The 20,440-nt window shown below is 72.8% G+C and carries 14 protein-coding genes; 6 read left to right on the top strand and 8 right to left on the bottom strand.

What is annotated here, in order from left to right; genetic code table 11:
• Positions 1–193: 193 nt before the first annotated feature.
• The 3 genes from E1B22_RS06785 to E1B22_RS06775 all read right to left on the bottom strand — a co-directional run bounded on the left by E1B22_RS06785 (position 194) and on the right by E1B22_RS06775 (position 6,195).
• On the bottom strand, positions 194–2,344 hold the full coding sequence (locus tag E1B22_RS06785; RefSeq protein ID WP_243123213.1) for a penicillin-binding transpeptidase domain-containing protein: 2,151 nt from the start codon (positions 2,342–2,344) through the stop codon (positions 194–196).
• Between the two features lie 241 nt (positions 2,345–2,585).
• Positions 2,586–3,806: a mechanosensitive ion channel family protein gene (locus tag E1B22_RS06780; RefSeq protein ID WP_135225053.1), complete on the bottom strand. Its 1,221-nt coding sequence runs from the start codon at positions 3,804–3,806 to the stop codon at positions 2,586–2,588.
• Positions 3,807–4,161: 355 nt separating this feature from the next.
• Entirely contained in the window at positions 4,162–6,195 is a 2,034-nt protein-coding gene (locus tag E1B22_RS06775; RefSeq protein WP_135225052.1) for an NAD+ synthase, read from the bottom strand.
• Between the two features lie 265 nt (positions 6,196–6,460).
• Here E1B22_RS06775 and E1B22_RS06770 point away from each other — a divergent pair, with 265 nt between their 5' ends.
• Positions 6,461–7,600: a DUF871 domain-containing protein gene (locus tag E1B22_RS06770; RefSeq protein ID WP_135225051.1), complete on the top strand. Its 1,140-nt coding sequence runs from the start codon at positions 6,461–6,463 to the stop codon at positions 7,598–7,600.
• Positions 7,601–7,794: 194 nt separating this feature from the next.
• Positions 7,795–8,877: a class II aldolase/adducin family protein gene (locus tag E1B22_RS06765; protein ID WP_135225050.1), complete on the top strand. Its 1,083-nt coding sequence runs from the start codon at positions 7,795–7,797 to the stop codon at positions 8,875–8,877.
• A 36-nt stretch (positions 8,878–8,913) separates the two neighbouring features.
• Here the strand turns inward: E1B22_RS06765 and E1B22_RS06760 are convergent, their stop codons facing one another.
• The gene (locus E1B22_RS06760; RefSeq protein ID WP_135225049.1) at positions 8,914–10,512 is read right to left on the bottom strand and encodes an IS200/IS605 family accessory protein TnpB-related protein; all 1,599 of its coding nucleotides are present in this window, start codon (positions 10,510–10,512) and stop codon (positions 8,914–8,916) included.
• 177 nt (positions 10,513–10,689) lie between these two features.
• On the opposite strand from E1B22_RS06760, the gene E1B22_RS06755 reads away from it, so the two are divergent.
• The gene (locus E1B22_RS06755) at positions 10,690–12,120 is read left to right on the top strand and encodes an ISLre2 family transposase (protein WP_135225048.1); all 1,431 of its coding nucleotides are present in this window, start codon (positions 10,690–10,692) and stop codon (positions 12,118–12,120) included.
• A gap of 315 nt (positions 12,121–12,435) precedes the next feature.
• The gene (locus E1B22_RS06750) at positions 12,436–13,686 is read left to right on the top strand and encodes a zinc-binding dehydrogenase (RefSeq protein ID WP_135225047.1); all 1,251 of its coding nucleotides are present in this window, start codon (positions 12,436–12,438) and stop codon (positions 13,684–13,686) included.
• Between the two features lie 151 nt (positions 13,687–13,837).
• Here the strand turns inward: E1B22_RS06750 and E1B22_RS06745 are convergent, their stop codons facing one another.
• Positions 13,838–14,761 (bottom strand): DUF1028 domain-containing protein, encoded by a 924-nt coding sequence (locus E1B22_RS06745; RefSeq protein WP_243123212.1) that lies wholly within the window; start codon positions 14,759–14,761, stop codon positions 13,838–13,840.
• Positions 14,762–15,091: 330 nt separating this feature from the next.
• Here E1B22_RS06745 and E1B22_RS06740 point away from each other — a divergent pair, with 330 nt between their 5' ends.
• Positions 15,092–15,379: a hypothetical protein gene (locus E1B22_RS06740; protein ID WP_135225045.1), complete on the top strand. Its 288-nt coding sequence runs from the start codon at positions 15,092–15,094 to the stop codon at positions 15,377–15,379.
• A 497-nt stretch (positions 15,380–15,876) separates the two neighbouring features.
• Here E1B22_RS06740 and E1B22_RS06735 read toward each other — a convergent pair whose 3' ends face one another.
• From E1B22_RS06735 to E1B22_RS13265, 3 genes are all read right to left on the bottom strand, one after another.
• Positions 15,877–17,310: a GerMN domain-containing protein gene (locus E1B22_RS06735; protein ID WP_243123211.1), complete on the bottom strand. Its 1,434-nt coding sequence runs from the start codon at positions 17,308–17,310 to the stop codon at positions 15,877–15,879.
• Between the two features lie 308 nt (positions 17,311–17,618).
• Positions 17,619–17,969 carry a phosphoribosyltransferase gene (locus E1B22_RS06730; RefSeq protein WP_243123210.1) on the bottom strand — a complete coding sequence of 117 codons (351 nt, stop codon included), beginning with the start codon at positions 17,967–17,969 and terminating at the stop codon, positions 17,619–17,621.
• Complete coding sequence (locus E1B22_RS13265) at positions 17,951–18,103, bottom strand: hypothetical protein (protein WP_243123209.1); 153 nt, start codon at positions 18,101–18,103, stop codon at positions 17,951–17,953. Before E1B22_RS13265 ends, E1B22_RS06730 begins: the two co-directional genes overlap by 19 nt.
• A 672-nt stretch (positions 18,104–18,775) precedes the next feature.
• Here E1B22_RS13265 and E1B22_RS06725 point away from each other — a divergent pair.
• A complete protein-coding gene (locus tag E1B22_RS06725; RefSeq protein ID WP_243123208.1) occupies positions 18,776–20,386 on the top strand; it encodes an IS200/IS605 family accessory protein TnpB-related protein in 1,611 nt (536 codons plus the stop codon).
• The last annotated feature ends 54 nt before the right edge of the window (positions 20,387–20,440 follow it).

Raw genomic sequence — 20,440 nt, 5'->3', positions numbered from 1 at the left:
CCCATGCTCCTCGTCGTAACACTATTGTGCCACGATGGTGTACCAGGCGGAAGCGGAACCGCTGGGACGGCCCTCCCGGCATCCACCCATGGTGCTACCCGGCGGTCGCCGTAGCCGTCTCCCGGCGCCCGGGCGGCGGAGCGTGCGGCCGCGGTAGCGATTCGTCCGGCAGACCGTGGGAGGGGATCGCCTCCTACCGAACGGTGACTCGGTCCGACGGGTCGCGAGCCGTGGCCGGCACCGCTTCGAGGAAGGCCCGCGCCCGCGTCACCGCCGGGTTGGGCGTGCCCTCCTCGGCGGCTCCCTCCTGGCGGACGGCGAAGACCATCAGGAAGCGGACCCGGTCGGACCCGGCGGGGGTCGCCCAGCCGGCGAACCAGCGCCAGCGCGGCGCCCGTTCCCCGCTTCCCACCTGCGCGGTACCCGTCTTGCCCGCGACCGTCCAGCCGCGGGTGGCGGCCAGCGCATGGGCCGTCCCCGTGGGGTCCGCCACCACGCGGCGCAGGGCCTCGCGGATCACCCGGGCCGTCTCCGGACGGATCGCCCCCTCCTTCCAGACGGCCGGCGCGCCCTGGGCGGCGTCCCCGGCCTGGGCCGCGGCCGCGCCCCCTTGCTCCCTCGCCGAGGCCGGTTCGTCCAGGACCAGCCGCGGCCGCACCACGTCGCCGTCGCGCAGGAAGGCGGTGTACATGGCGGCCAACTGGAGCGGGCTGACCTGGACCTGGCCCTGCCCGTAGGCGCTGTCCGCCAGCTGGATCTCCCCCTGGATGCCGCCCTCCCCGGCCACCTGGCCGGGCGGCACCGGCAGGTCGAACGGGAATTCCTCGCCCAGCCCGAACCGGCCCAGGCCTTGGACGAACCGCTCGACCCCCAGGGCGAGACCCACCCGGGCGAAGTAGACGTTGTCCGACCAGACCAGCGCCCGCAGGAGATCGACCCGACCCGGCGGGTGGGGCACCCGGCGGACGTGGTAGTCGCCCCAGGAGGCGTCCTTCTGCCAGGCCTCGGGGCTCGGGCCGAAGTCGGTGTCCGGGGCGATGACCCCCGCATCCAGGGCGACCGCGGCGGTGAAGGGCTTGAAGGCGGACCCGGGCGGCAGCGGCGCCAGGGCCTTGTGATGGAGGGGCGCGTGGGGATCCGCGTTGAGGCGCTCCCACTCCGCCGCGGTGATCCCGTCGGCCAGCTGATTGGGGTCGAAGGCCGGACGGCTGGCCATGGCCAACACGTCGCCGCGATCCGGGTCGAGGACGACGGCGGCCGCCTCGCGGCCGACCTCCCCGCTCCCCTGCCCGGCTCCCGCGCGGCCGGCTCCGCCGTCCAGCGCCCGCTCCAGCGCCTGCTGGACCTCGAGGTCCAGGGTCAGGCGCAGGTCCCGGCCCGGTTGCGGATCCCGCCGGGCGATCTCCGGCCCCTGCGTGCCGTCGGCCCGCTCGATCCAGATGCGACCGCCCCGCTGGCCCCGCAGCGCGTCCTCGCGGGCCCGCTCCAGGCCCTGCTTGCCGATGCGGTCGTGGGCGCCGTAGCCCGCCTGGCGGCGTTCTTCCGTCAGCTCCTCGGCGGTGATGGGGCCCGTGTAGCCCAGGGTGTGGGCCGCCAGCCGGCCGTGGGGATACCAGCGGGCGGTCTCGCGGGTGGAGCTGACGAGCACGCCGGGGATGGCCAGGAGGTCGTCCTCCCGCGCCGCGACCCGGGACGCCGGCCAGGTCACGATGGGGACGAACAGGTCGTCCTCGACCCAGGGCTGTTCCAGCTGCGCCTGCACCGCCTGGGGGTCGATCCCGAGCGCCTCCGCCAGCCGCTCCGCGGAGTCGGGCGCCATCTTCCCGGGTACCAACCCGATGGCCCGGGCCGGTTCGTCCACGGCCAGGGGCTCCCCGTCCCGGTCCAGCAGGCTCCCCCGGCGGGCGGGCAGGCTCTGGGCCCGGACCTTGTCGCCCTCCCGCAGGTCCGGGAAGATCAAGGCGGGCGTCCAGTGCACCCGCCAGCCCTCGTCCTCCCGGACCAGCCGCGCCGTGTACGCCTGGGTGAAGGCGCCGGCCAGGGCCGTCTCCCAGCGGACCTGGAAGGCGAGGGTCACCTCGTCGCCCTCGGGGCGGAAGTCGTCGGGGACGCGGACCTCTGCAGCCAGGCCGGTACGCTCGATCCCCTCCTCGATCCGCCGGTACCGCTCGGTGAAGTCCTGCTCGGGGACGGCCTGACGGCTGGCCTGGTCGAGGAGGGCGTACATCCCCGCGTAGTCCTGGCTCTCCCAGGCGTCCAGGTACTGGCGCAGGACGGCATCGGGCCCCGGCGTCCGGCTGCAACCGACGAGCAACGCGGCCAGGAGGCCGAGGACCACCGCCATCGTGAGGCCGGCACCAGGACGCGATGCCGGTCGACCATGGTGCAAGCCCGGGCGACGGGACTCCTCTCCGATGAGGCGGCCCGGCGCTCCGCCATCCCCTGCCCCGAGGGGCCGCCGGGCCGACATCCCGACCCCCACCCCGATGCCAGGCCGATCCCCCTTGGATCCCGCCACGGCTCCTCCCCCCTGCCGCCGGCGCGGCACCGCTCGCGCCGCGGTCATGCCGTGCCGCCGCTGCCCGTTACCCCTGCTCGGCCGACGGCCGGCGCGCCGACCCGCTGGCCGGTTCCTCCCGCGGCGGAGCCGCCGCCTCGGCCGCCCCCCTGGGTGCCGCGACGAGGTCGGACGCGGTGGCCTTCGCCGGCACCTCCGCCCCCTCCTCCACCACGTGGACCGTCTGGGTAGGGAAGGCGAACGGGATGCCCTCTTCGGCGAAGCGGCGGTAGATGGCCAGGTTGATCGCCTGCTGGATGTCCATGTAGAGCAGGTAGTCCGGGTCCGTGACGAAGTACACGAACTCGAAGATCAGCGCCGAGTCGCCCAGCTGCTTGAGGTGACCCCGATCGAACCGCACGTGGGGTTGGGATTCGATGATCTCGCGCACCATGGCCGGGATGCGCTCCAGCTGCTGGACGGGGGTGCCGTAGGCGACCCTGATGCGGAACTCCACCCGCCGCTCGGTCATCCGCTTCATGTTGCGGATGCGGCTCTTGAGCAGATCGGCGTTGGCGAAGACCACCTCTTCGCCCGTCAGGGCGCGCACCCGCGTGGTCTTGATGCCCACGTGCTGGACGGTGCCGACGAAGTTGTCGACCACGATGAAGTCGCCGACGACGAAGGGCTTGTCCAGCACGATGGACAGCGACGCGAAGAGATCGCCCAGCACGTTCTGCAGCGCCAGGCCGACGGCGATGCCGGCGATGCCAAGCCCCGCCACCAGGGCGGTGATGTCCATCCCCAGCTGGCGCAGCACCACCAGGATGACCAGGGTCCACAGGCCGACGCGGGAGAGCAGCTGGGCGGCCGCCAGGGCGGCGGCGACCTCCTCGTCTTCGCCGCCCCGCTCCTGGAAGGCGCGGCTCAGGAAGAAGCCGATGGCGTAGTTGGCCCAGAGGGCGACCTGCAGGATCAGGGCGAGGCCCACGATCTGGCGCAGGCGGAAGGCCAGGGGCTCCGGCAGCGCCAGGACCTGGGACCCGGCCCAGACCGCCAGCACCAGCAGGGTCAGGGTGCCGGTCCGCCGCTGGAGCAGCTCGACCAGGAAGTCGTCCCAGGCCGTGCCGGTGCGGCCCGCCAGCACCGCCAGCCGTGCCGCCAGCCGGTCACGGGCCAGCTTGAGCAAGGCCAGCGTGAGCAGCGCCACGCCCAGCGCCACCAGCCAGCGCCAGACGGGGTTGCCCAGGATGAGCCACCGGGTGAAGGGTGCAGCCGCCAGGGCCAGGAACGCGGTGTCGCCCGTCACGGTTCCACCCCCTGTCCTTCGCTCCCGCGGGAGCGGCCGCGCCCCACCAGGATCTACGTGCCCGCCCCCCAGGCCATGCCAAGCGCCCATGCCTGGGCCCGACCGCAGGTGCCATCCGCCGCACCCCGTTCGGGCCGGGGTACGCGCCGAGCCGGCTCCACGAAGGCCGTCCCCCAAGTCGCCGATCGGGCTCCGCCAAGACCCGCGCCGAAGACGGCGATGGCCCGGTGGCGAGCCGTCCATCCGTCGCGACGAGGGACCGGTCCGTCGTCGCGATGGACCGGTGGGCTGTGCGGCGCCTGCCCCACCGGCGACCCGGCGGGGCGCCTCCCGCCATGGCCCGCCGACCGCCGGCTCAACGCGCTCCGCCCGCCCCCGCGCCGGGCGCCGGATCGACGCCCGCAGCGCCCCCAGAGCCGCCGGCGCCGCCGGTGCCGCCGGGGCCGCCGGGGCCGCCGGGGCCGCCGGGGACCCGCTCCCGGAAGCCGTTGGTGATGGGGTAGCGCCGGTCACGGCCGAAGGCGCGGGCGGTGACCTTCGGACCCGGCGCCGCCTGGCGGCGCTTGTACTCGCTGCCGCCCACCAGCTGCACCGCCCGGGCCACGGCCCAGGCCGGGTGACCCCGGGCGACCAGGTCCGCCGCGGGCAGGTCCCGCTCCACATAGCCTTCGAGGATCGGGTCCAGCACCGCGTAGGGCGGCAGGCTGTCCTCGTCCCGCTGGCCCGGCCGCAGCTCCGCCGTCGGGGGCCGCTCGAGGACGGATCGCGGGATCACCGGTCCGCCGGGCCGCCCGTTGCGGTAGGCCGCCAGGCGGTAGACCAGGGTCTTCGGCACGTCCTTGAGGGGCGCGAAGCCGCCGGCCATGTCGCCGTAGAGCGTGGCGTAGCCCGTGGCCAGCTCGCTCTTGTTGCCGGTGGCCAGCACCAGGCCGCCGAACTTGTTGGCCAGGGCCATGAGGAGGGTGCCGCGGATCCGCGCCTGCAGGTTCTCCTCGGCCACGTCGAAGGGCCGGTCGCCGAAGAGCGGCGCCAGGGCCTGGCGGAAGGCGGCGAAGATGGCGTCGATGGGGACCACGTGGAAGCCGATGCCCAGGTTGCGGGCCACCGTCTCCGCGTCGCGCAGGCTGGCCGCGGCGGTGAAGGGCGACGGCATCGCGACCCCCGTCACCCGCTGGGGTCCCAGGGCGTCGGCCGCCAGGCAGGCGACCAGGGCCGAGTCGATGCCGCCGCTGAGGCCCAGCCAGGCGCGATCGAACCCGTTCTTGCGGAAGTAGTCGCGCACCGCCAGCACCAGGGCGGCGTAGACCTCCGCCTCGCCCTCGAGGGCCTCGACGCGCCGCGGCGGCAGGGGCGGCTTGGGACCGCGCCGCGGGGCGGCGCCCGCCGCTCCGACCCCCGCCGCCTCGTTCGACCCCGCGGTGGCGGCGGCCGGTCCGCGACCGGGCTGCGCCGGACCGCTGGCGGCGGCCGGCGGGCCGGGTTCGTCCGGACGAACCAGCCCCGCCTGCGGGTCGCGCTGCGATGCGGCGAGGCCATCGCCACCGGCGAGGTCGACCCGTTCGACCCGGGCCGCCTCCTCGGGCGACGGCGGCACGTGCCGCCAGCGGGGCTCGTGCCAGCGGGCGACCGCCGCCTCGGTGGGGTCGTAGTCCCAGACGATCAGGTCTTCGGCGAAGGGGCGGCCGCGGGCCGCCACCTGGCCCGCCGGGGTGACCACCAGGCTGTTGCCGTCGAAGACCAGCTCGTCCTGGCCGCCCACCATGTTGGCGTACACGATGGCGACGCCGAAGTCGGTGGCCCGCGTGACCAGCAGGCTCTCCCGCTCCCGCGGCTTGCCGGCGTGATAGGGCGAGGCGGAGAGGTTCAGCAGCACCTCGGCACCGCCGGCCAGGGCCTGCTCGCGGACGGGGCCCTGGGGATACCAGAGGTCCTCGCAGATGCTGACCCCCAGGGTCACCCCGTGGAGGCGCAGCACCAGGGCGCGCCGGCCCGGCGCGAAGTACCGCTCCTCGTCGAAGACGCCGTAGTTCGGGAGGAAGCGCTTGCAGGCCACGGCCCGGACCCGCCCCCCCTCCAGCACCGCGGCGGCGTTGTAGAGATCGCGATCCTGGTGGACGAACCCCACCAGGGCCACGGGTCCGTCGGCGAGCCGGGCCGCGAGCCAGTGGAGCCAGCGCCGTCCCTCCGCCAAGAAGGCGGGGCGGAAGAGCAGGTCTTCCGGCGGGTAACCGGTCAGGGCCAGTTCGGGGAAGACCACCACGTCGGCGCCCGCCCGGGCCGCTTCGGCGGCGAAGGCCTCCACCTTGCGGGCGTTGCCCTCGAGGTCGCCCACGGTGCTGTCGATCTGGGCGATGGCGATCCGGAGGGGACTGGCGGGTGACCCGTTCAACGCGGTTCCTCCCTGCCGGCGCGGCCGCCCCGGCGACGGACGGGATCGGGCGGCCTCCCCGCCCTCCCGTCGCGCCCGGGCGGTTCCGGCGGCGACGCCGGAGCTCGCCTGTAGTGTAGACGTCCCCCGGAGGCGGGTCAATTGGACGGAAGCGGCCGCGGGACGCGGGACCAGGAGAGGCCGCCGGCAGGGCGAAGGTTCCCGGGACGGACCGGGACGGGCCGGCGGTCCCGTGCGCCGTCTTGCAGGCAGAGGAGGTCCCGCGATGGACGAACCGGCCACCGGGCGCACCCTGGGCATCGCCGTCTACCCCGGCTATGGCCCGGAAGGCACGGAGGAGGCGATCGCACGGCGGATGGAGGAGGCTGCCCGCCGCGGCTACACGGAGGTCTTCACGTCCCTGCACCTGCCCGAGGCGTCGCCCGTCGCCACGGCGGAGAGGCTGGCCCGGCTGGCTGGCCGGGCCCGCTCCCTCGGGCTCCGGCTCTGGGCCGACGTGGCCCCGTCCGCCCTGGCGGCCCTGGGTGCCGCCCCCGACAACCTGGAGCCCCTGGCTTCCCTGGGCCTCAGCGCCCTTCGCGTCGACCACGGCTACGACGCCGCCGCCGTCGCGGCCATGACCCGCAATCCCTACGGCCTGGACGTCGTCGTCAACGCCAGCACCGTGCGCCCGGCAGCGCTGGACCGCATCCTGGCGGCCGGGGCTCGGGCCGAACGGCTGGCGGCGTGCCACAACTTCTACCCGCGGCCGGAGACGGGCCTGAGCATCTGGTGGGTGCACCGCCTCTCCTCGGCGCTGGCGGAGCGGGGGATCCGGGTGGCCGCGTTCGTCCCGTCGCAACACGGCCGCCGCGGCCCCCTGTTCGCCGGCCTGCCGACGGTGGAGCGCCACCGGGCCCTCCCGCCCGACCGGGCGGCGGCGGAGCTCCTGGCGTTGGGCTCCATCCACACCCTGCTCTTCGGCGACCCGGGGCCGTCGACCGACGAGATGGAGGCCGTGCGGGCGGTGTGGCGGGGGGACGGCGTTCCCTTGCGGATCCGGCTGCACCGTGACATCACGGCCGTGGAAAGAGCCATCGTGGAGGCCCCGGTTCACGTCAACCGGCTGGACGCCGCGGAGGCCGTCGTCCGTTCCACGACCTCGCGCACCTCCGCCGGGTCGGCGACCGCCATTCCGCCCCGACCCGCCGAACCCCGGCCCCGCGGCACCGTCACCGTGGACAACGACCGGTATCTGCGGTACGCCGGCGAGCTCCAGGTGACGCTGCGCGACCTGCCGCCCGACGAGCGGGTCAACGTGGTCGGCTGGGTGCTGGCGGACGACTTGCACCTGCTGGACTTCCTGGGGCCCGGCGCCCGCTTCCGGCTGGTGGTGGACGGGAGGAACCCGGGCCGCCCCTCGTAAAATGTCATGCTGGAGACCGGGACAGACTACCACCGGTGGTCGGAGGGTGCCAGCCGCATCCGGCCGACCGCAGGGCATCGCGACCGTCCCGGGCCTTGATCACGGGCCGGACCCCGGCCCCGGGACCGCGACCTCGCCCCGGCCCGGCGCCGGCTCCAGTGGGCGCGTGCCGAACCGTGAGGGAGGGGGTTCTCATGCGTTATGCGTTGCTGGCGCCGCCGCGGGACGACTTCCTCGGCCGCGTGCTGGCCGGCTTGCGCGGGGTGCTGGACCTCCATGGACACCAGCCCACCGACGCCGACGACCCCGAGCTGGGCCTGGCCATCCAGGTGGCCGATCCGGCCGACCCGCGGCCCTTCCGCCGCCAGTCCCGCGGCACCTTCGTGGTCACCCTGATGGAGGGCGAGCCCGGCGAGAACGTCCTGCAGCGGGCCTACCCCTACCTGGTGCGCACCCTCTCCAACCTGCTGATCTACGTCACCGAGGAGCACGGGCGACGCTGCCTCCACTTCATCACACCGGAGCTGGGCCACTACCAGCTGGCGTACGAGGCCCGCGACGAGGCAGCCTTCTTCGAAGAGGTGTACGAGCGGCTGCGGCCCCTGGCCCAGTCCCGGTTCGTCCTGGACAACGTGTTCGTCCCGGACCTGCCGCGGGAGCTGTGGGACGGCAACGAGACCACCCGCGCGCTGGCCGAGGCGGGCCGGCGCCTGGCGGCGCTGGACCTGTTGCCCGCACCCTTCCCGCTGGAGGAGTACCTCTCGCCCCGGGACCTGCGCCACCTCAAGCTGCTCTACGGCATCGGGGGCTTGAGCTACGGCAACCTGAGCGCCCGGCACGAGGGCAACACCTTCTGGATGAGCGCCAGCGGCATCGACAAGTCGCGGATGGAGGTAATCGGCCGCGACATCCTGCTGGTCAAGGACTACGACCCCGAGCGGCAGGCGATGATCCTCAGCGTGCCCGCCGACCGGGAGCCGCGGCGGGTGTCCGTCGACGCCATCGAACACTGGATGATCTACCGCGAGCACCCCGAGGTGCAGGCGATCATCCACGTCCACGCGTGGATGGACGGCGTCCCGTCCACGGAGGTCAACTATCCGTGCGGGACCTACGAGCTGGCGACCTCGGTGGCGGAACTGGTGCGCCGCTCGCCCGACCCCGCGGCGGCGGTGATCGGGCTGAAGAACCACGGCCTGACCATCACCGGCCGGTCGCTGGACGACATCTTCGAGCGCATCGAGGGTCGCATCCAGCGGCAGGTGCCGATGACCTGACCGTTCCTAAAAAACATAGGCATTTATTACATCCGCCTATGACGCCGGGCGAACAGCGCTCCCGACGATTCGCGCCGGGGGATCGCACCCCGGACCCCAAGCCAGACCATCGCACCCGGGGCCGTGCGGCCTTGAGGCCGCCGGTGCCCGGGTGGATCGGGGTTCCCCCCGGCCTGGGGCGTCCTCGGAGGACCGCTCATAGAGCCGGTGCGCGAGCTTGCCGCGCACCGACGGGGCGATGCGCCGCCAATCGCTCCAGACGTGCCGCCCTCGATTCCTCGCGGGTAGAGGGCGGGCGGTTCCGGAGCGCAAGCGCTCGCCCAAACCAAGGCCCCGGCGGGCAATCGCCACCGCCGCCGCGGCGTGGGGCGACAGTCCGTACCGGGCCATGAACTTGACCTTGCCGATCACGCTGGTGAAGGCCGGGTTGACGCGGATCACTTCCACGCCTTCCCGGGCCGCTCGGGAGAGCAGGAGGGCCATGAATGCGGCGTAGGCAAAGGCGGACAGCATCCGGGCGTAGCGGGGGCCTTCTTCCCGAAGGCGGGTCTTCTTCGCCCGGAAGTCCAGCCGCTCGACGACGATGGGCTTGCCGGCGCCCTTGGCCCATGCCACCAGGTCCGCCACCCCCTCGCCCAGGATGGCCTTCACCTGCTCCCGGCGCTTGCCTTGAATCTGAAACCGGATGTCACGCGCCGCCACCGGGTTGCCGAAGCGGTCGACCTCCGCCACGGCCAGCCGGTCGGGATTCAGATCGGCACCAAGGGCGCCCGCCCTCCGCGATGTCGTGATCGGGGCCGCGGGCCGTTCGGTGGTGGCGAAGACATACCACGCGCCGTTTTGCCGGACGAACCGATAGCTGATGGCTCGCCCCGACGCAATGGCCGCCATGATGACATCCTGTCCATAGGGGAAGCGGATGCCGTGCAGCCAAACATACCGCCCAAAGCGGGCGACCAGGGCGTTGGGCACCCGAAGACGCAACCTGTTGCCAAAGAGCGAGCAGGTCTGGTTGCCGCTCATCTCGTCTTTGGAACCGATGCAGAAGAAGCTTTGGCTTCGAGCATCGCGCCATGCCCTGCGCCATTCGTCGTGGGAAGCGAACCCATTCGCCTCCAGGTGGAACTGCCGGTGAAACAAACGCCGGGAACCAAAGCAAATCGGCGGCGATCCCGTCCGGGCTTCCGCCGCTTCAAGGCGGGCGCGCAGCATGGCCAGCCGCCGCTGCTTCTGGTGCAGCCGAAACCGAACCCGGCAGCGCTTTGCAGCCCGTTCTTCGGGGGACAGGGCGGCCCAGCGCCCCTTGCCCGAGGCCAAAGCTTTCGCCTGCTTTTGGAGCTTGGCCATCGCTCGTTCGGTGGATTGAATCTGCCCGCGCAGATGCGCCAGATGGTGCCGATGCGCTTCCTCCGCCGCCTTCACCTTGCCCTTGAGTTCGGTGGCCAGCGCGTTGAAGTGGCGCGCCGTGATGCCGTAGCGGGCAATGTATTCCCGCTTGCATTCGACAAGGGGGCGGTGATGAACATAGACATCGACATACAACCGGCGCAGCAGGCGACCGTACAGGGCGGCGATGGCGTCCAGCGCCGGATAAACCGACTGGTCTTGAATCTTCGTCTGAAAGGTCGCCTGCATGGCCCACGTGTCCTCCCTCGCTCATCATACCAAACGCCTGTTCCATACACCAAAGAGGAACAGGGGTCCGTGTAACGTTTCGGTAGGTGAGGGTCGAGGCAAATAGAAAAGGCCTCACCCGGAGGCTGTCCCTGCATCGGGACGGCTTCCCCAGCGGCAGTCGGAGGGTGAGGCCCCATGGTCAGCATACACGCTGTGCGCGAACTTTTCCTCCAGACATTGCGGGAACTGGCGGAGCTGGTGACGGAGGACCGATCGTTTGGCGAACTGGAGGAAGCCGTTCAGCGGCTCAGCGGCCGGCTGACACTGCGGCTGCTGGAGTGGGTGTTGGCCGGGATCGATGAGCGACTGATGCAGGAGCGGGACCCGAGCCGATATGAGTGCCTGGATACGCGGGAGCGGGTCCTGGACACGCCGCTGGGCGAGTTGCAGGTGAAGCGACGTTACTACCGGGACCGGGCGACGGGCCAGGGTGTGTTCTTGCTGGATGAAGCACTGGGCTTGGAATCGCGGCGGCGACTGTCGCCGCGGCTGGAAGCGCTGTGCCGGCGGCTCGCGACGGAGATGCCGTATCACCGAGCGGCGGCGGTCCTGCGGGAGTTGACGGCGGGGCAGGCACCGGCGCGGGCGATGACGGTGTGGCGGGCGTCCCAACGGGCGGGGCGCCGGTTGAAGGAGGCGGCGGAGCGGCTGCGGCGGTCGGTGTTCGTGGAGGGCCAGGTGCCGGAAGGCCGGCGCCGGAGTGCGCAGCTGCATGCCGAAGCGGACGAGGTTTATCTGCGGGGTCGAGGGCAACCGGTGGTGTTGAAGCTGGGGGTCGCGTACGAAGGCAAGCAAGCCGTGGGTTCGAACCGGCAAGCGCTGCGGGAGCGGCGGGTCGTGGCGGGGGTGATGCCGGGTACGGCCTTTTGGGAGCAGGCGAGCGCCTATTGGGGGACGCACTGGGATCTGAGCGCGGTCCAGGCTTGTTACCTCGGAGGCGATGGGGCGCATTGGGTCAAGCAGGGGTTGCAGTACTTCCCCCGCGCGTGTTACCGGCTGGATCCGTTCCACCTGCGGCGAGCCCTGCGGGAGGCGTTATCGCCTTCCGAGGAGACGTACGCCCAGGTGTGCCGGGCCATCGAAGCGGGGGATTGGGCGGGCGTGGAGTCGGCGCTTCGCCAGGCGCTACGGGGGCGGCGTGGTCCGGCGCGGGAGCGCTTGTTGCGGCTGCGCGGCTACTTGCGGGAGCACTGGGACGGGATTGTGGCTTCTGGGGAAGCGCCGCGGCTGGGGGCGATCGAAGCAGAAGTCTTTCACGTCCTTGCACGACGGATGAAACGGCATGGGGCGCGTTGGAGTGAACGCGGCGCCGACCACTTGGCGCGGCTCTTGAGCGAACGCGTGGACCCCCACTGGCGCGCGGTCCTCGGCGGCCGGCCCCTGCAGATTTCGCCCGGCGTGCGGCAGGCGACACGCCAGGCCGTTCAGCGCGTGATGCGCCAGCTCGAGGAGGACCCAGCCCGTTGGCTGCGTGCCCGCATCCCAGCGCTCACCGGGCCGCATGCGACCAAACCCTGGGTTCAGGTGCTGCGCGACCTGGCCCATGTCCACGCACCGGTGGCTTGACAGCCGATTCACCGCTGGGGGCACCCACCGGAACGTGACACGGACGGAACAGGGAAACGGAGGTGAAATGTTTCGCCTACGTCTGATAAGATTTAACAATCGTTTGGTCAGCAGTTACGAACCCTCCACCTCGCGCCCCTTCGCCCGCGGCATCCCCCACCGAGGCCCGGTCGGGATGGAGCGTGGCAGGCTGCCGTGCGAGGGCATGCGGCCGCACGGGGACGCAAGGTCGGAGGCCGGAGGGCGGAGGGCGGCCGGAGCCGGCGGGCGGTCGCTGCGCCACCGCGCCGCCTCGACAGGGAGAGGAGGACGCAGGTGAAGGCCCTGGTCTACCGGCTGTCGCTACCCCGGGTGGTGCTGGCCAAGCTCTTGGCCCACCGCTGGCCGTGGCTGGTGTACGGCCCGGCCGGGGCGGTGGTGTACACCGACTGGCCGGATCCGGTGCCGCCGGGTGAGGACTGGGCGGTGGTGGCCCCGCGGCTGGCGGGCCTCTGCGGCTCGGACATCGGCGTGATCGCCGCCCACACCAGCCCCTCCGCCTCGCCCTTCAGCTCCTTCCCCGCGGTGCTGGGCCACGAGGTGGTGGGGGTGATCGCGCAGGGCGGCGCCCGGGTTCCCTGGCCGGCCGGCACGCGGGTGGTGGTCGACCCGTCGATCTCCTGCACCATGCGCGGCCTGCCCCCCTGCCCCCAATGCCAGCGGGGCTTCCCCTACCTGTGCCAGCGCTGTACCGACGGGACCCTGTCGCCGGGGTTCCTGGTGGGCTTCTGCCGCGACCTGCCGGGGGGATGGGCCCAGCGGATGCTGGCCCACGCCAGCCAGCTCCACCCCGTTCCCGACGGGATGTCGGACGAACGGGCGGTGCTGGTGGAACCCCTCGCCATCGCCGTCCACGGGGTCCTGCGCCGCCCCCCTGCCGCCGGCGCGCGGATCCTGGTGATCGGCGCCGGCACCATCGGGCTGTCCACCGTGGCCGCCCTGCGCCTGCTCGGGTACGATGCCCATGTCACGGTGGCGGCCCGGCACGGCATGCAAGCCCGGCTGGCGCGGGAGCTGGGCGCCAGCCGGGTGGTGTCGCCCGCCGATCTCGGCCGGGCTGCGGCGGAGGCCGGCGCCCGCGCCTTCCGTCCCCTGATCGGCCGCGCCGTCTACCGCGGCGGGTTCGACCTGGTCTACGATTGCGTCGGCACCCGCCGCTCCCTGGACGACGCGCTGCGCCTCGCCCGGGAAGGCGGCACCGTGGTCCTGCTGGGCGCCGCCGGCGAGATCCCGAAGATCGACTGGACCTTCGTCTGGATGCGGGAGCTGGAGGTCGTCGGGGCGGTGGGCTACGGCCTCGAGCGGGTGGGCGGCCGCACCGTCCACACCTTCGACCTGGTCCTGGAGGCCCTGGCGGCGCACCCGGAGCTGCCCGTGGAACGCATGGTCACCCACCGCTTCCCGCTCCACCGCTACCGGGAGGCCCTTCAGGCCGCCCTGGACCGGCGCGCCTCGGGGGCGATCAAGATCGTCTTCACCCCGAACGAGGGCGGAGCGCCGACCGTCTCCACCCCGAGGGACGGCTGAGGGCCGGCCCTGGGATCCGCCGCGGCCGGGGCCATCCGCCGCGGCATGGGGGCCGCCCGCCGCGGCACGGGCGCCTCGGAAGGTCGGCCGTCGCCTGCCGGGCAGCCTGGACGGACATGGACGGCGGCCGTCGGCTCCCGGACGCGGCCGGTCACGGGGCCCCGCCGCCCACCGCGGATCCTGTCGCCGGCCCGCCGCCGGCCGGCCGTCGCCGGGCCAGGTCGCGCAGGTAGTCCAGCACGTCCCCGTCGATGACCTCGTCCCCCACCACCCGCTCCTCGAAGTTCTCGTTCAGCTGGAAGGTGCGCAGCGCCTGGCGGGTGGCGTCGTCCAGCCGCCCGCTGATCGGCCCGCGGTAGTAGCCCGTCGCCTGGAGGAGCCGCTGGACCTCTTCCACCACCGCGCCCTCGAGGCGCACCTGGCGGGAGGGGTCGGGGGCGCCGAAGTAGAGCCGGTGCAGGCGCACCAGGCGATGGAGCTCCTCGATGGGGCGGGGATGGTCGTCGACCCGCAGATCGAGCCAGCGGTCGGTGTAGCCGCCGTAGCCGCCCCGGGGCTTGACCACCAGCAGCGCCGCCGACTGCTGGCCGCGCCGGTCGCCGCCCGCCGCCTGCCCGGCCCGCAGCGCCTCGATCAGGCGCTCTTCCATGGGCAGCCCGCGGTCGCGGGCCTCCTCATAGGCCCGCGCCATCGCATCGACCACGGCCGGACCGGCCAGGATGTTGCCCTGGCAGGCGTAGCCCGGTCCGACCCGGTGGCCGGCCCACTCCAGGCAGGCCGCACCGGTGTAGGCCGCCGCCCGCCCGTGGGCGTCGACCACCCCCAGCTGCCGGTGGTCCCGCCCGGGATCGGCCTGGACCAAGCGGTCCACCACCTCTTCCGCCGAGAGCCCCTGCCGCAGCAGGGCCAGCCCTTCCGGGCCGTAGGACACGTTGGCCCAGGCCTGGGTGGCGACGGCGCCGACCCCCGCCTCCGCCCAGGGCACCACAGCCCCAACAGCGAGGAACTTCGACTGGACCCCGACCCCCCACATGCCGACCCGGGGGTCGGCGGCCACGATGGAGAAGGTTGCCACGCATTCCCTCATGGCCCGCATGGTGGTTGGATTCGCTGGGCCGGACGCCGCTCCCTGCCCGGCGCCATCCGGGGTGGCCCTCCGAAGGGAGACGAGCCCCATGAAATTGCGTAAGAAGCTGATCTTCGTCGATCGATGAAGAAAAATCGGGATATTTTCACGCCAATCGACTTGCCAACATCGCGAAAGTGTGCTAATGATCGCCGCTCGAGTTTGACCTTTCCTGACGAAAGTGCATACGTTGGAGGCGGAAGGCCGACTCGGGGCCGGACCCCGACGGCCCCCGGCCTTCCGGCTCGAGATCCCGGACGGGAAGGGAGGGTGGTGCCGATGATGGGCGCGCTGGGTTGGGTGGCTGCCATCGTCGCGGGTCTCATCCTCGGTGGTGTCGTCGGTCGTTATGCCATCGGTGGCCGCCAGTTCCCGGGCAACCTGCCCGGCTCGCTGGTGACCGGCGTCGTCGGCGGTGTGCTGGGCGCGTTCATCCCGGGCAACTGGGGCTGGACGCTGGATGGCGCGAACATGGTCGCGGCCATCCTGGCGTCGGCGGTCCTGACGTGGTTGGTCGGCTACTTCGGCGGCAAGGAGGAGAGCAAGTCGGCCGGCACCTCCAGCTGATCCCAGCTGGCGCGGGCGCCGGTCCGACGGCGCGGTAGGCCGGCGGCGGGCGGCGTCGCGGTGGCTTCCGCGGGTCGCCCGGGTTCCGGCCCCGCGGCCCCGGGGGTTGCGCGACCCGCCCTTCCGGTCCGGCCAAGGTGACGAAGGCCATCGCGGAAGCGACGCCGCGGGCGGCAGGGGGAACGCGGTTCCCCCTGCCGCCCGCGGCTTCATCCTGCCCCAACGGATCGGGCCACCCGGGCCCGGCGCCTCGTCCGGCCCGGCCGGTCGGGCTGCGGAGCGCGTCACCGCACCAGGCCTGGGCTTGGCCACCAGGCCGCCCTCCCTTGGCCACCCACCCGTCCCCGGGGCCCGCCCCCGGGGCCCGCCCGCTGGTGCGCCACGGAGTCCATCCTCCGGCGGGCGACGCCATCGCCCTCCGGGGCCTCCCGGAGCCGGCCCCCGGCTTCGTCCCGGGGCGTCCCGTCAAGGGGCGTCCTGGGCGGCCTTCGCTCGCCTCACGGGGTCGCCGCCACCGCCCGGATCGTCTCGATCCACCACACGCCCTTCTCCCCGCGCCGCAGGGGCTGGACCAGGACCACCTCGTAGTCGCGGCCGTCGTGCTTGACCCGGACCAGCGCCTGACCCTTCTCCGGATCCATCTGCACCACCGTGAACTCGTCGCTGAAGGGGTCGAACCCGTAGAGGGCGCCCTGCCGCCGCACGGTGTCCACCGGGTCCAGCCGCCAGAGGTTGGTGCCGCGGTCGACCTCCTCCTGCCAGCTCCGCACCACCTCGGGGTCCACCGGCTTGCGGCCGGTCTGGACCGCCCGCGAGCGGATGTCGTGGATCACCCAGATCCCCTGGTCGCCCTGCTCGCGGGGCTGGATCATGTGCAGCGTGTAGTAGCTGTTGCCGTGCCGCACCCGCACCAGGGCCTCCCCGCGTCCCGATCCCTCGCCGGGGTCGGTCCGGTGCAGCAGCACGTACTCGTCCCAGCCGTAGAAGCCGTAGGTGGTGGCCAGGTAGCGCGCCGCCTCGACGGGGTCGGTCAGCCACTGCATGCGCCCCTGGGCGACCTCGCTCTGGAAGAAGTTCATGACCGCATCGTCCACGTCCATGCGCCAGGGGCTCCAGCCGGAGTCTTCCGCCCCCTCCCCCGCCGCGCCGGCCCGGTCGCCGTCGCCGCCCCCACCGGCGTGGCCACCCGACGGAGGGCCGGCGGAGGCGGCCGGTTCGTCCGCCCCCTCGGGCCCCGCCACCGCGCCCTCCGGGATCGGCCCGCCCGGCACGATCAGGAACCGCTCCAGGGGCTCCTGGATCGCGACGTGGCCGGCCAGGGTCTCCACCGGCTTCCCCTCCACCAGGATCTGGACGCGGCGGATGCCGGGCAGCCCCGTCAGCGTCTGCACGATGGCGTGGACGGTGACGCCCTCGCCGTAGCTGCCGCCGGGGTGGTTCTTCACCAGCTCCTGGGAGAAGTTGACGTACACCGTCTGCTGGCTGTCGTCGACGGAGACGGAGAGCACCCGCGTCCCCTTGGGGAGGACGGAGACGAAGGGGGAGTTGGGCGGCGGCTGGAGCAGGTTCTCCACCGCGATGCGGGCCAGGTCGGCCGTCCGCTGCGGGCGGTCGACGGTGCGGCGCCACGGCCACGGATCCAGCAGGCCCGAACGGGATCCGTAGAACAGGGTGAGGGTGACCCGCTCGTCGCCGGGGTTGGGCACGATGGCGGGCGTCGCCTCCAGGCCGGATGGCGCCGCCGGGGCACCCTCCGGGGCGTCCGCGCTGTCGGGCGCGATGACCACCTCGTGGGCCCCGCCCGGCACGCCCGCCTGCCCGCAGGCGGCCAGGAGCAGCGCCACCAGCAGGGCGACGACGACCCCCCCGCACGCTCCGCCCCGGCGGACGACCTGCCGCCGGGGACGATCCGGCCGGGTCGGGGACCCCACCGCCCCCGCCCCCCGCGGCTCGCGGACCCGGTGGACCCGGTGGCCCCGCGCGCCTCCTCGGTTGCACCCAGCGGGCACCCCGATGGACACGACGGCCTCCCCTCCACCCGTCAGCGTACCGACCTGGCGTTACGCACCCTTGTCAGCGCGGTGTCGGAACGGTTGCATGCGCCGGCTCGGGGTCGATCCAAAGCGATGTTGCGGTCTCGGGCGCGCCAAAGCGATGTTGCGGTCGCGTGCGCGGTTCGCAGCGTCGGCGGTCGCCTTCGCGGTCGCGGCGCCACCGGGGTCGTCGCGGGCGCGCCCCCTCACCGCTCCGACTCCGGATCCCAGGGGTAGACGATCCAATCGTCGGTCTCCTCGGCGTAGTAGTCGGGCTTGCCGGGCACCACCGAGCGCCGCGGCTTGTAGTGCATCACGGCCACCGCGGGCCGCCCGCCGGCCTCCTCGACGCGGTGCTTGACCGCCGTCACCGTGCGGCCGCTGTCCCACACGTCGTCGACCACCAGCACCCGCTTTCCCTTCAGATAGGGGTCGGGCGGGAACTGCAGGAAGGTGGGCCGGTCCAGGGTCTCGCCCACGCCGGTGTAGAACATCACCGCGGCAACCAGGATGTTGCGCATGCCCGTCTTCTCGCTGATCAGGCAGGCCGGGACCATGCCCCCCGGGTGATGACCAGAAGCGCGTCGAACTCCTCGATCCGGATCTGCTGCAAGAGGCGGTCCACCAGCTGCTCGATGTCTTGCCACGTCAGGTACTTCTTCTCCGGCTGGCCGATGACCTCCACCCCCACGATTCGCCGGGCGGTCGCCTCCCCGGCGGGACGGTGACGAAGGGCGTCGGCGGCGATTGGCCTGCCGGGCCGCGCTCGCGACCCGCCGAGGTCTCCCGCCGACCGCCCGCCGGGGACCCGCTGACGCGGGGCGCGCCGCTCTGGCCGACCCTCACCCGCTGACCCGGCGCGCGCCGGTCGGACCGGCCCTCGCGGACACGGGCCGACACCCGGGACGACCGACGCCCGAATTGCCTCCATTGTACCGGATGGCGCCCCCGCCGGCGGCGGGCGGCTCCACCGCAGGACGGCGCCGCTCCCTCGCGCCGGACCGTGGCGGACGAACCGGCCTCCGACTCCCGCAGGCGGGCGGCGACGCCCACCCTCGGACCGACGGGGCGGTGCGGCGGCGGGCCGTCGGTCGGGGTCATGGGACGGCCTGCGAGGGCGGCCGGTGCCGCCGGCCCACCGCCGTCACGGACGGCCCTCAGGGGGCGGAGCCCGACCGGGGCCCCGCGCCGGGAGCGGTTCCAGCCCCCGACCCGCTGGCGCGGGTTCGTAGCTGCTTACCATTCCATCGTCATCTGTTATCAGCCGTAGGCGAACCTTTCGCATAACGGTTCCCCCACTTCCGACCCGTCCCCTCTTCGGCTTGCAGGCGGAACATATGTTTGATATCCTGGGAAAAGGAGGATGATCGGGCCGATGCAGGCGACCTTCCAGACGAAGATCCATGACCGGTCGGTTTACCCGGCCCTGGACGCCCTCGCCGCCCTGTACGGTCGCCTGCTGCGCCGGTTGTTCGTCGATCTCTACGTGCGGAAGCGTCCCCTTGTCGAGTGCAAGCGGGAGTCCATTGCCCGCGACGGCATCACAGCCCGCTACTTCAACGCGCTGGCCACCGAACTGAAGGCCAAGGTGAAGGCGGCGGAGGAAGCCCATCGGCACCATCTGGCGCACCTGCGCGGGCAGATCCAATCCACCGAACGAGCGATCGCCAAGCTCCACAAGCAGGCGAAAGCCTTGGCCTCGGGCAAGGGGCGCTGGGCCGGCCTGCCGCCCCAAGAGCGGGCGGCGCGCCGGCGTCGGGTCCGGTTTCGGCTTCACCAGAAGAAGCGGCGGCTGGCGATGCTGCGCGCCCGCCTGGAAGCGGCGGAAGCGCGGACGGGATCGCCGCCGATTTGCTTTGGTTCCCGGCGTTTGTTCCACCGGCAGTTCCACCTGGAGGCGAATGGGTTCGCTTCCCACGACGCATGGCGCAAGGCATGGCGCGATGCCCGCAGCCAAAGCTTCTTCTGCCTCGGCTCCAAAGACGAGAGGAGCGGCAACCAGACGTGTTCGCTCTTGGGCGACCGCTTGCGCCTTCGGGTGCCCAACGCCCTGGCCGGCCGCTTTGGACGGCATGTTTGGCTGCACGGCGTCCGTTTCCCCTATGGGCAGGATGTCATCCTGGCGGCCCTCGCGTCCGGGCAAGCGATTTCCTACCGCTTTGTCCGGAAGAACGGCGCCTGGTATGTCTTCGCCACCACCGAACGGCCCGCGGCCCCGATCACGACATCGCGGAGGGCGGGGGCCCTTGGTGCCGATCTGAACCCCGACCGGCTGGCCGTGGCGGAGGTCGACCGCTTCGGCAACCCGGTGGCGGCGCGCGACATCCGACTTCCGCTCCAAGGCAAGCGCCGGGAGCAGGTGAAGGCCATCCTGGGCGATGCGGTGGCGGACCTGGTGGCATGGGCTAAGGGCGCCGGCAAGCCCATCGTGGTGGAGCACCTGGACTTCCGGGAGAAGAAGGCCCGTCTTCGAGAAGACGACAAGCGCTACGCCCGGAAGTTGTCCGCGTTTGCTTACGGCAAATTTTACGCCCTGCTCATGGCCCGGGCCGCCCGGGAAGGCGTGGAGGTGCTCCGCGTCAACCCGGCCTTCACCAGCGTGATCGGCAAGGTCAAGTTCATGGCCCGGTACGGGCTGTCGCCCCACGCGGCCGCGGCGGTGGCGATCGCCCGCCGGGGCCTGGGTTTGGGTGAGCGCTTGCGCTCCGGAACCGCCCGCCCTCTACCCGCGAGGAATCGAGGGCGGCACGTCTGGAGCGATTGGCGGCGCATCGCCCCGTCGGTGCGCGGCCAGCGGGCGCACCGGCTCTATGAGCGGTCCTCCGAGGACGCCCCAGGTCGGGGGGAACCCCGATCCACCCGGGCACCGGCGGCCTCAAGGCCGCACGGCCCCGGGTGCGATGGTCTGGCTTGGGGTCCGGGGTGCGATCCCCCGGCGCGAATCGTCGGGAGCACCGTTCGCCCGGCGTCATAGGCGGATGCAATAAATGCCTATGTTTTGAGGAACGGTCCGGCCCAGGATGCGGAG

Source organism: Thermaerobacter sp. FW80, from assembly GCF_004634385.1.
GTDB lineage: Bacteria > Bacillota > Sulfobacillia > Thermaerobacterales > Thermaerobacteraceae > Thermaerobacter > Thermaerobacter composti.
The sequence above is the reverse complement of the archived record's forward strand: the minus strand, read 5'-3'. Positions and strand labels throughout refer to the sequence as shown.